Raw genomic sequence first — 10,902 nt, 5'->3', positions numbered from 1 at the left:
TAAAGCTGCAGATGATTGATTCTGGCAACGTATCGCTTGCTTTAAAACAATTAATAGTTGCTTGATCAAACGTCTGCAAGATGGACAATCATCCTTCCTGCAGGCGCCTTCACAAGATACCTGCGCATACTTTCAAAGATCGAGGGAAGTGGCCTCAGCGCCGTTCCCGTGTGCTGCGAAGTTTCCTTCGTAGCGAGCCGCCCATTATAGCCGGCTTTTCCGCTTCGTCAACACCTTTTTTCAAGGTCGTCTCACCGGGGTGGACGTTGTTGCCGATACTGCTTCGTCGTTGGACCCGAAGGCCTTTCGTCGTAGCGAGCCGCCTATTATGCCGGACTTTTCGAGTCCGTCAACACCTTCGTTCGATCAACTCGTCCGTCGGCGATGGCGTTGCTGAGCGCGTGTCGTTTCCGGGGAAGCGATGCGTTGCAGCAAGGGGGCGAATTCTAGAGATCCTGCGGATTTCGTCAAGGCTTTTCTTGCAGGGTGATGACGGAATCACCATCCCACCGCCCATGACGTACGCTCGAAGATCACTGCGGCGTTGCCCGCGCGTTGCGCGGGCAACGCCGCAACCGCTATCAATGCAGGGATGCGAAGTGGAGAGAGCAATGAGCATGCAGTTGCAGCGCGCGTGGTGGCGCGATCTTTCGATGCCGGCAATCGTTGCTGGCTTCATCACGGTGCTGGTCGGCTTTGCCAGCTCAGCCGTGATCGTGTTCCAGGCGGCACAGGCCGTTGGCGCCGACCAGGCACAGATCGCCTCCTGTATGTGGGCGTTGGGGCTGGGCATGGGCGTGACCTGCATCGGCCTGTCGTTGCGCTATCGCGTGCCAGTGGTGACCGCGTGGTCGACCCCGGGCGCCGCCATGCTGGTGGTGGGTGCAGGCGGTGCCTCGCTGTCTGAGGCGACCGGCGCGTTCCTGCTCGCTGCCTTGCTGGGCACGCTGGCGGGCTTCTCCGGCATCTTCGCCCGATTGATGCAGCGGGTACCGATGGCGCTGGCCGCAGGCATGCTGGCCGGTGTGCTGCTGCGCTTCGGCCTGGACGTATTCGTGGCCATGAACACGCAATGGATCCTGGCACTGGCCATGTTCGCCACGTGGCTGGCCGGACGCCGGCTGTTTCCGCGCTATGCGGTGATCGCCACGCTGCTGGTCGGCATTGCGGTCGCCGCCAGCCGCAGCCTGCTGCATGCCCAGCAGGTACACCTGCAACTGGCAGTGCCACAGTGGGTGACGCCTTCACTGTCGTGGACGGCCGTGGCCGGCATTGCCCTGCCCCTGTTCGTGGTCACCATGGCCTCGCAGAACATTCCCGGCGTGGCGGTGATGCGCGCGTCCGGCTACGACGCCCCGGTGTCGCCGTTGATCGGCTGGATCGGCGTGGTCAATACGCTGCTGGCGCCGTTCGGTGCGTATGCACTGAACCTGGCGGCGATCACCGCCGCCATCTGCATGGGCCGCGATGCGCACGAGGATCCGGCACGCCGCTATACAGCGGCGATGGCGGCCGGTGCCTTTTACATTGTCGTCGGGCTGTTCGGCGCCACGGTGGCGGCGCTGTTTGCGGCCTTCCCCAGGGAGCTGGTGGCGTGCGTGGCCGGCATCGCGCTGTTCGGCACCATCGGCAACAGCCTGGCCAGCGCCCTGGCGGTGGAGCGCGATCGCGAGGCGGCACTGGTCACCTTCCTGACCACCGCCTCGGGCGTCTCGCTGGCGGGCATCGGTTCGGCGTTCTGGGGCCTGGTGGCCGGTGCGCTGTGCCTGCTGGTGCTGCGCGCGCGGACACCGGCCTGATCCACCCGATCAGGCCGCCAGGCGGGCGACGCTGTTGATCACCGCGACGAACGCCATGCCGATCACTACCGCCCACACACTGGTGCCACCGCGCCGCTGCAGCTCAGTGCGGATGCGGTTGTGCTGCCCGGCATGGGCAGCCTTCACTTTGCCCAGCAGCCGCGTGCAATAGCGCAGGTACAGCGCATTGGCGGTCACCGCGATGGCAAAGCGGGGCACCGCCAGCAACACCACCGTGAGCAGCGGGCTGGCGCGGGCCGCCAGCAACGCGATGCCGAACATGGCCAGCTCGAAGAGGATGGCCGCCAGGTACATCTTCCGGTGCAGCAGCCAGTACATCGGCACCAGGAACGCGGGCCAGTGCCACGGCCGCGGCGGCTTCGGCACCGGGCTGTCCAGGTGCCAGCGCTGCCGGTAGAGCGCCGCGTTGGGCCCCACCAGGAGGTTCAGATGGTCCGCATCGGACGGAGCCGTCGTGCCGTCCACCTCTGCCGCAGGCGCCAGATAGGGATTGTCATCGGCCGGGGCAACCGGCGGGGTATCCAGATGCATCATGTCGGCGATTCCTTGCCCGGGACGAACCTGCGGTAGCGGCAGGTGCGGGCAGATCTGAAGCCGCGCAGGCGTCAGCCCGCCATCGCCTGGCCCACCAGCATCATCGCAACGACCACGATGGCGACCATGGCCGCCCCTGGTGCGTTGGTATCACCCCGCGCGGCCAGCTCGCTGCGCAGGCGCGCCTGGTCGTTTCCCGCCAGCGCGCGCGCACGGGCGATCTCACGCTGGCAATGCGCCAGGTACCACCGGTTGGCATACACCGCAGCGAGGGTGTTGATCACGAGGGTGATGACCATCGAGACGCCTTCCGGTACGCCGAGCAGCGCCTCGGCGATGCTGAAGAACACCAGCATGCCGGCCCAGATCGCCGCCAGCGTGTACATCCGCCGGTACACCATCCAGATGACGCCGATCAGGAAGGCCGGCCAGTGCCAGGTGCCACTGCCTCCGGCAACGCCCTGGTCCAGCCGCCAGCGCTGGCGATAGATCGGAAAGTTGCCGCCGACCACGGCGGCGTACAGGGCGATGTCACCTTCCAGCGCTGGCGCTGCCGCAGGTGCCGCCACAATTGCCGGCGCAGCAGCGGGCGCACGGTAGGGGTCGGACGGATCGATGACCGCAGCGACGCTGCCGGCATCGGCGTGCACCGGTTCAACCGGCGGCGGGGACGGGCGATCCGGCGCTAACGACGGATCCAGTTCGGCCAGCGGCCGCCACGATGCCATCCCCTCGCGCCACAGCAGTGTGCGGGCGTTTACGGTCCCGTCCTGCTGCAGGCGGCGCAGCCCGGCCAGATCCACCGGTCCCTCGCTCTGCCTGCTGTTGGCGTACCACCACTGCGCGTCCTGCATGAAAACGTCCCTGTCGCGTTGATCCGTTATTTGTTGACTGGCGTCCAGGGCGCTGCGGACAGCGTCTGCGACAGCACGTGCCTGCCGCCGGGCGGCAGCGTCACCACGTCGGGCCCCGCGTTGGCCGCTTCCAGGCACACATAGTCGCGCCAGCCTGCACCGACGTCCGCCATCTTCGCTGCGGCCTCGGCCCCCGGGTTCCACGCAACCAGCGAGCGGCTTCCCTCGGTACGGATGTCGATGCGGCGCTTCAGCACCGGATCGCGCAGGACATAGTGGCCGTTGGCCTGCGTGTAGATGCGGTCGCTGCGGCCGGGGTCGCGCGGGTCGCGCAACGACCAGGGCCCCCGCTGCCGGCGCGGCTGCGCATAGTTCTCGAACTTGTCCAGATATTCCAGCCCGTCCACGCCATCCACGTCCACCGCGCTGGCGTCACCCACGCGGAAATAGTTGTGCAGCGCCTGGGTGATGCTGACAGGGGTACTGCCGGTGTTCTCGGTGATCAGCTGCTGGGTGAGCTGGCGACCCACGCGGACGATCATGCGCAGGCGCAGGTCCAGGCGCTGCAGGACCGGTGGCGCCAGGGTCAGCTCGATGCTTCCGTCGTCCAGGCGACGGGCCTGCTGCAGCTCCCAGGGCAAGGTGCGCACGAACCCGTGCGCGGGCACGTCGTTGCCCTGGCCCTGACGGCCGAAGTACGGCCAGCAGACCGGGCTGCCTCCGCGGATCGGCGTGGGCAGTTCGGCGCGCCGGGGAGACAGCCACATCAGGTCCGGCTGGCCCTTGGGCACGAAGGAAAGCAGTTGGCCTCCAAAGACGCTGATGGCCGCGCTGGCGTCGGCGGTGTCCACCAGCCAGGCATCGAGCCCCTGGTACTGCCCGCTGCGCAGGCCCTGGATCTGCTGCACGTTGGATCGACTCCTGATGGCCGGCGACTGCGCGGCGCTGTAGTTGCTGGGAAGCGTGAAACGGGTAGGCACCGGCGCGGTAGCCGGCGCGTCCTGCAGTGCACGCAGGATACGCTGTCCGGCCCGCCCATCGGTATTGGCCCAGCCCAGGCGCTGCTGCTCGGCCTGGATCGCGCGTCGCGTGGCGTTACCGATCATGCCGTCGGCGGCACCGATGTCGTGGCCGCGGGCCAGCAGCAGCGTCTGCAGCTGACGGCGCTCGTCGCGGCCGATGCCGGGATCATCGGTCGGCCAGGCCGTGGCCAGCCCGGCGCCACCGCGCAGCTGGTCGGCCAGCGTGGCGATCGCCAGCGCATAGCTTTCGGCGGCGTTGTAGCTGTAGATCGCATCGTAGTTGCGGAACACCAGCAACGCCGGCCCCTTGTTGCCAGCGGGCAGCAACAGGGCGGCACGTGCATCGGCGGGCAGGTTGGCCGGGGCCAGGGCACTGCCGTCCAGCGCGGTCACCCCCTGCGCGCGCCAGTCGGCCAGCGCACGGCGCTGGGTGCGGCCCGCCTGGCGGGCATTGAACCCGGCCGGAACGCGAACTTCCATGCCCCACGGCTCGCCACTGCGCCACCCTGCACGCTTGAGGTAGTTGGCGGTGGAGGCCAGGGCGTCGGGAATGCTGCCGACCAGGTCGCGGCGTCCATCGCCATCACCGTCCACGGCGATGCGTGCATAGGTGCTGGGCATGAACTGCGTATGCCCGAAGGCGCCGGCCCACGACCCGGTGAGCCCTTGCGCCTGCAGGTCGCCACGGTCGATCAGTGTAAGCAGCGCCAGCAGCTCGCCGCGGAAAAAGGCCTGGCGGCGGCCGGCACAGGACAGCGTGGCCAGCGACTGCAGCAACGGGCGCTTGCCGAACACGCGGCCATAGTCGCTCTCTACGCCCCAGACGGCGACGATGGTGGCGGGATCGACACCGTACTGCGCCGATACCCGATCGAGCAGATCGCGGTGCTGCCGCAGCTGGAGGCGTCCATCCTCGACGCGCTGGCGATCGACCAGCGCGGCCAGGTAGTCCCAGATCGGTGTGGTGAATTCCGGCTGCGCATCGAGCAGGCCGAGCACGCTGGGGTCCGCGGTGAGGCCGGCGGTAATTCCGTTGAATCGGTCGACGCTGATGCCCTGGGCTGCGGCGCTGGCCTGGATACCCGCCAGGCAGCGACTGAAAGCGGGATCACCATCGGCAGCAGGTGCCGCAGGCGGCGTCGGTGCCGAGGCGAGCGCGGCCACCAGGCCGAGCGTGGTCAGGATGGGCATGGCGTCCTCCGTGTTGCCGTTGCACGGCCATCTTAGAGGCAGCGCCGCCGGCGAACCTGAAGCGGGCGCGGCCGCTCCGCCCTAGACCGCGCGCAGCAGGCGCAGGCCGTAGGCGGGGCTTTCGGCGTCCCAGCGCTGCGAGACCTGCAGGCCGGCCTGCAGCAGCAGCGCCTCGAAGCTGTCGTCGGTGTACTTGTGGCTGTACTCCACGCGGATCGGCTCATCGGCAGCGAAGTGGAACGTGTGGCCATCCAGATGGACGTCCTGTGGCCAGCGGCTGACCAGATCGGTTTCGATGCGCAGCCGCGCGGTGCTGTAGCGCGCGCGGTGGCGGAAGCCGTCGAGATCGAAGTCGCTGCCGATCTCGCGGTTGAGCCGGTCCAGCAGGTTGAGGGTGAAGGCCGCAGTGACACCCTGCGCATCGTTGTAGGCCGCTTCGATCACTGCCGGGTCCTTGTGCAGGTCGATGCCCACCAGGGCGAGGCCGTCAGCGCCCATGGTCTGGCGCATCGCGCGCAGCAGCGCGATCGCCTCTTCTTCGACGAAGTTGCCCAGCGTGGAGCCGGGAAAGAACAACAGACGGCGCGCCGGCGCACGTTCCGGTGCGGGAACGGCGACAGGGCGGGTGAAGTCGGCACAGACCGGCAGCATCTCGACCTCAGGCAGCGCCGGCGCCAGGTGGTCGATGCTGGACAGCAGCGCGGCACGCGAGATCTCGATCGGGGTGTACGCCACCGGGTCCGGCAGTGCGGCCAGCAGCAGAGCGGTCTTGCGGCCACTGCCGCTGCCCAGTTCCACCACGTGCAGGCGCGGGCCGACCACGCGCGCGACGTCCGGCAACACCCGATCCAGCAGCGCCAGCTCGGTGCGCGTGGGGTAGTACTCGCGGGTCTGGGTGATCTGCTCGAACAGGCGCGAGCCGCGCGCATCATAGAAGTACTTGGATGGCAGCTGCCGCGACGGGCCTGACAGGCCGGCGAGCACATCGGCCAGGATCTGCTGCCGGCTGGGCGTGAGGTCGGTCAGCGCCTGCAGCGCGTCCTGCACCGTGCTCATGCCAGGTCCCTGGCCAGGCGCAGGCCCGAGAACTGCCAGCGCGCCGGCGGCATGAAGAAGTTGCGGTAACTGGCGCGCACGTGGTCGCGGGGCGTGGCGCAGCTGCCGCCGCGCAGTACCCACTGGCCACACATGAACTTGCCGTTGTACTCGCCGAGGTTGCCGGCGAAGGGGCGGAACCGCGGGTAGGCGCCATACGCGCTGGCGGTCCACTCCCAGACATCGCCAAACAGCTGCCGCAGCCCACTGCCCTGCCCCGCCCGCGGGTGCAGGTGGTCGTCATCGGCGAAATGGCCATGCAGCGGCTGCGACGCGGCGGCGGCTTCCCACTCGAACTCGCTGGGCAGGCGCGCACCGGCCCAGCGGGCGCAGGCGTCGGCCTCGTAGTAACTGAGATGGCAGACCGGCGCATGGGGATCCAGCTCGCGCCAACCGCCAAGGGTGTACTCACGCTGCAGGGTCGCGTCCCAGTACAGGGGATGCTGCCAGTCTTCTGCCTCGCGCAGCGCCCAGCCTTCGCTGAGCCACCAGCGCGGCTCGCGGTAGCCGCCAGCCTCGATGAACGCGCGGTACTCGGCATTGCTGACCGGGCGCTCGGCCAGTGCATGCGCCGGCAGCAGCACGCGGTGAGGGGGCGATTCGTTGTCGTAGGCGAAGTCGGCGTGCTGCGGCCATGCCGGGGCGCCGACGGTGACGATGCGTTCGGGCGATTCGATCCAGCCCTGCGCCGTGGCGACGCTGGCGACGGGCCGCAGGTCATCGCGGTAGGCCGGCTGCAGCGGATTGCACCAGAATGCGTGCTTGATGTCGGTCAGCAACAACTCCTGGTGCTGCTGCTCGTGCTGCAGGCCCAGCTGAAGGTGCTGCAGCGCCCGCTCATCCAGGTCACCGGCGGCCAACCGCGCCTGCACCTGGGCGTCGACCTGTTGCCGGTAATCCTGCACCTGCTGCAGCGAGGGCCGCGACAGCAACCCGCGCTGTGGCCTGGCATGCGCCGGGCCGAGGCTCTTGTAGTAACTGTTGAACAGGTAATCCCAGGCCGGATCATGCGCCGCCGCAGTGGCGAAACCGGCCAGCACGAAGCGTTCGAAGAACCAGGTGGTGTGGGCCAGATGCCATTTGCTGGGGCTGGCGTCGGGCATGCTCTGCAGCATGGCGTCCTCGGCGCTGAGCGGGGCGGCCAGTTGCAGGCTGCGCGCCCGCACCCGGGCAAAGTGGCGGGCGAGATCACGCTGCGGGGCAGCGACGGCGACGGGTACGCTGTCCATGCATACAGCATCGGCGCAGTGCGGTGAGTGCGACGTCATGGCCGCGCACCGCACCGTTCACACGGTGACGTATTCAAGAAGCACGCAGGGACGCCGCTAACGGCAATGTTGCGGCCGCATCGTCACCGCACTGGACTTCCCGCGTGCCCCTGCATCCGCTCCGCCAGCCTGCGCATTACCTGTTCGTGCTGCCCGCCGTGCTGGTCGTTCTGGTGCTGTGGATGGCACTGGGCACCGAGGATGTGGCCAGCCCGGCGCAGCGCATCCTGCCCTGGCTGATGGCCTGCCTCGGCGCGGGCCTGGCCCTGCTCTACCACCAGATGCGCACGCTGTGCCTGCTGCTGGTGGCGGCGGTGGCGTTCGCCCTGCTCCACCGCGACGTTGCGGGTTACCTGCACAGTGGCCATGTGGACGCCCTGACTCCGCTGCGCTTCCACGCGATCTCGGCGTGGCTGCCGCTGCTGTTCGCCGGGCTGGCGCTGTGGCCGGAACGTGGACGCCGCCGCCAGGACCTGCTGCTGCGCAGCGTGGTGTGGGGTGCGGCGCTGCTGGTCTTCCTGCTGCTGGCGGCACAGCAGCCGCAGGGCATGCACGATCTGTTGTCGAACCGTCACTGGCACTGGATTCCCGCCGACTGGAACGCGCTGGCACAGCTGCCGGCACTGTTGTTCCTGCTGGCGACCGCAGCGCTGGGCTGGCAGGCCTGGCGGCATCCACGGCCGCTGCACACGGCCATGCTGCTGGCCCTGCTGTGCCTGTGGTGGATGCTGCCGCGGGTCTTCCTGCAGCCGGTGCTGCTGCCTGCACTGAGCAGCGCCGCGTTGCTGCTGATGCTCGGCGCGATGCTGCAGGAATCCTTCCACATGGCCTTCCGCGATGAGTTGACCGGCCTGCCGGGGCGACGGGCGTTCAACGAGACCCTGCAGCGGGCGCGCGGTACCTACAGCATCGCGATGGTGGACGTGGACCACTTCAAATCGTTCAACGACACCCACGGCCACGATACCGGTGACGATGTGCTGCGCCTGGTGGCGTCGCGGCTGGCCCGGGTCGGTGACGGAGGCCGTGCGTTCCGCTACGGCGGCGAGGAGTTCGCCGTCGTGTTCCTGGACCGCCCGGCGGAGGCCTGTGTCGATGCCGTGGAAGCGCTGCGGCAGCGCATCGAAGACACCCGCATGCAGCTGCGCGACCGCAGCACCCGCAGCCGTGACGATGAAACCGGCCGGCAGCAGCGCGGACGCGGCGGCAACGGCCAGGTGGTGCAGGTAACGGTGAGCATCGGGCTGGCCGACAGTGACGTGGATCGCCGGCCGATGGCGGTGGTCAAGGCGGCCGACCAGGCCCTGTATGTGGCCAAGGACGGGGGCCGCAACCAGGTGCGGACACACCGCGGACAGCGCGGCCTGGCCGTGCGTGGCGGGTAGGATTCAGACCGCGTCGAGGTAGTACCAGCGGCCGTCGATGCGTTGGAAGCGGCTGTGCTCGGTCATTTTCACTGCGCTGCCGCCGCCCACCCGGTAGCGCGCGGTGAAGCGGACCTCGGCACGGTCGGCGCCGGTGACCGTGTGCTCGTGCACGGTCAGGCCCAGCCAATGCGTGCGCTGCCCTGGCGCATCGTCCAGCGTCAGCTCGGCCGGACGCGTGTCCGGGTGCCAGGTCTGGCGCAGGTAGCCGGCCAGGCCCCGCACATAGGCGCTGTAGCGCGAACGCATCAGGTGCTCGGCATCGGGCGCGACGTCACCGGCATGGAAACGGCCGCAGCAGGCAGCGTAGTCGGCGGGCAGGCCGCAGGGGCAGGGATCGGCGGATTTTCGGCTCATGGCGGCATTGTCGCCGGGTTGCAGGCATTGATCCACGCGCGCGGCGGGCGCCGCCTGGAGCGGGACAGGCGTATGCTGTCGCGCCCCCCCACCTGATGGATCGCCGTGCTGGACCTGGTTCCCCCCGAATTGTGGTGGCTGGTGGTGATCGCCTTCATCGCCGGTCTTGTGGATGCCGCCGTCGGTGGCGGTGGCCTGGTGCAGCTGCCGGGCCTGTTCACGGTGCTGCCGCAGCAGACGCCGGCGATGCTGTTCGGTACCAACAAATTCAGTTCGATGTTCGGCACGGGTGCGGCCGCCTGGCGTTATGCGCGCAACGTGCGCTTCCCGTGGAAGCCGGTGCTGTTCGCAGCCGGCACGGCCTTCGTCTTCTCCTTTGCCGGTGCTACCGCGGTAAGCCTGCTGCCCAAGGACGCGGTGCGCCCGCTGGTGCTGGTGCTGCTGGTCGCGATGCTGGCCTATACGCTGTGGAAGAAGGACTTCGGTGCGCTGCACCGGCCACAGGAGATCGGCCGCCGCGAACTGGTGATCGCGCTGGCGATCGGTGCGGCGATCGGCTTCTATGACGGCTTCTTCGGGCCGGGCACCGGCAGCTTCCTGATCTTCCTGTTCGTGCGCTTCTTCGGCCTGGATTTCCTGCGCGCCTCGGCGGCGTCGAAGGTGGTGAACCTGGCGACGAACGTGGCAGCGATCTCGTTCTTCGTGCCGACCGGCAACATCCTGTGGCTGTTCGCGCTGCCGATGGCCGCAGCCAACATCATCGGTTCGGTGGTGGGCACGCGCCTGGCGCTGAAGGGCGGTACGCCGTTCATCCGCAAGCTGTTCGTGGGGCTGGTGGTGGTGCTGATCGCGCGGATGGCGTGGGATACGTTCCGCGGTGCGTGAATGCGGTTGCCGGCCAGCGGCCGGCACTACCGGGTCATGAACCCCGCCCATGGGTAGTGCCGGCCGCTGGCCGGCATTTCCCATTCGATCGGGTCATGAACCCCGCCCATGGGTGGCGCCGACCGCTGGCCGGCATTCCCATTAGATCCGGTCATGAACCCTGCCGATGGGTAGTGCTGGCCGCTGGCCGGCGTTCCCATTCGATCGGGTCATGAACCCCGCCCATCGGTAGTGCCGGCCGCTGGCCGGCATTCCCCATTTGATCGGGCCATGAACCCCGCCCATGGGTAGTGCCGGCCGCTGGCCGGCATTCCCATTCGATCGGGTCATGAACCCCGCCCGTGGGTAGTGCCGGCCGCTGGCCGGCATTCCCCCTTCGATCGGGTCATGAACCCCGCCCATGGGTAGTGCCGGCCGCTGGCCGGCATTCCCCATTTGATCGGGTCATGAGC

At 68.5% G+C, this 10,902-nt stretch carries 9 protein-coding genes; 3 read left to right on the top strand and 6 right to left on the bottom strand.

The window, feature by feature from the left end; genetic code table 11:
- The first annotated feature begins 611 nt into the window (after positions 1-611).
- Positions 612-1,799, top strand: coding sequence for a benzoate/H(+) symporter BenE family transporter (locus AC5P9I_RS21050; RefSeq protein ID WP_130768316.1), 1,188 nt, complete (start codon positions 612-614; stop codon positions 1,797-1,799).
- 9 nt (positions 1,800-1,808) lie between these two features.
- Here the strand turns inward: AC5P9I_RS21050 and AC5P9I_RS21045 are convergent, their stop codons facing one another.
- The 5 genes from AC5P9I_RS21045 to egtB all read right to left on the bottom strand — a co-directional run bounded on the left by AC5P9I_RS21045 (position 1,809) and on the right by egtB (position 7,745).
- A complete protein-coding gene (locus AC5P9I_RS21045; protein WP_130768317.1) occupies positions 1,809-2,354 on the bottom strand; it encodes a DUF2628 domain-containing protein in 546 nt (181 codons plus the stop codon).
- Between the two features lie 71 nt (positions 2,355-2,425).
- On the bottom strand, positions 2,426-3,208 hold the full coding sequence (locus tag AC5P9I_RS21040; protein ID WP_057495296.1) for a GYF domain-containing protein: 783 nt from the start codon (positions 3,206-3,208) through the stop codon (positions 2,426-2,428).
- 26 nt (positions 3,209-3,234) lie between these two features.
- The gene (locus AC5P9I_RS21035; protein WP_231353144.1) at positions 3,235-5,421 is read right to left on the bottom strand and encodes a lytic murein transglycosylase; all 2,187 of its coding nucleotides are present in this window, start codon (positions 5,419-5,421) and stop codon (positions 3,235-3,237) included.
- 81 nt (positions 5,422-5,502) lie between these two features.
- A complete protein-coding gene (gene egtD, locus AC5P9I_RS21030) occupies positions 5,503-6,477 on the bottom strand; it encodes an L-histidine N(alpha)-methyltransferase (RefSeq protein ID WP_130768318.1) in 975 nt (324 codons plus the stop codon).
- Positions 6,474-7,745: an ergothioneine biosynthesis protein EgtB gene (egtB, locus tag AC5P9I_RS21025; protein WP_064239545.1), complete on the bottom strand. Its 1,272-nt coding sequence runs from the start codon at positions 7,743-7,745 to the stop codon at positions 6,474-6,476. The genes egtD and egtB overlap by 4 nt, the downstream gene beginning before the upstream one ends.
- 143 nt (positions 7,746-7,888) lie before the next feature.
- On the opposite strand from egtB, the gene AC5P9I_RS21020 reads away from it, so the two are divergent.
- Positions 7,889-9,169, top strand: a complete 1,281-nt coding sequence (locus AC5P9I_RS21020) for a GGDEF domain-containing protein (protein WP_130768319.1) — start codon at positions 7,889-7,891, stop codon at positions 9,167-9,169.
- 3 nt (positions 9,170-9,172) lie between these two features.
- Here AC5P9I_RS21020 and AC5P9I_RS21015 read toward each other — a convergent pair whose 3' ends face one another.
- Positions 9,173-9,565, bottom strand: a complete 393-nt coding sequence (locus tag AC5P9I_RS21015) for a YchJ family protein (protein ID WP_049470708.1) — start codon at positions 9,563-9,565, stop codon at positions 9,173-9,175.
- Between the two features lie 105 nt (positions 9,566-9,670).
- Between AC5P9I_RS21015 and AC5P9I_RS21010 the strand changes: the two genes are divergently transcribed.
- A complete protein-coding gene (locus tag AC5P9I_RS21010) occupies positions 9,671-10,450 on the top strand; it encodes a sulfite exporter TauE/SafE family protein (RefSeq protein WP_049470705.1) in 780 nt (259 codons plus the stop codon).
- Positions 10,451-10,902 lie beyond the last annotated feature (452 nt).

Source organism: Stenotrophomonas sp. YJH_SMC_29 (assembly GCF_059371235.1).
This window is presented reverse-complemented; position numbering and strand designations above follow the sequence as displayed.